The following is a 316-nucleotide window of genomic DNA, read 5'->3' as shown; positions in this document are numbered from 1 at the left end:
AACTTTTCCATCAGAATAAATAATTTGAAAATCATAACTAAAACCGTCTACCGTAGGATATTTAGGATAAACATCTTTTTTATCTTCTATTGGAATAGAATTAATTAGCAAATTCAAAGTACTAGCTTCTTCTTGAGTGAGCTTGTATGCAGACGTTTTGGGTTGAAGATAATCCAAATAGTATTGTTGGGTAGCTTTATCAATACTATCTTTTTGATATTTTGAATACCCTGTCTTGGATGGTGGTGGTGGAGGAGGTATTGATATTTTTTTTGAACCAATTCTCTTTAGAATTAACAATTGATTTGAACTATTG

General features: G+C 30.4%; 1 protein-coding gene. It reads right to left on the bottom strand.

What is annotated here, in order from left to right; genetic code table 11:
* Window positions 1–316 (bottom strand): hypothetical protein (locus SB679_RS23570; RefSeq protein WP_410704695.1); only part of this gene is annotated, 316 nt, incomplete at both ends.

This window comes from Chryseobacterium sp. SIMBA_029 (genome assembly GCF_046535275.1).
In the GTDB taxonomy this organism is placed as follows: Bacteria; Bacteroidota; Bacteroidia; order Flavobacteriales; family Weeksellaceae; genus Chryseobacterium.
Note: the sequence above shows the minus strand (reverse complement) of the source record. Positions and strands in the feature narration are given on the sequence as shown.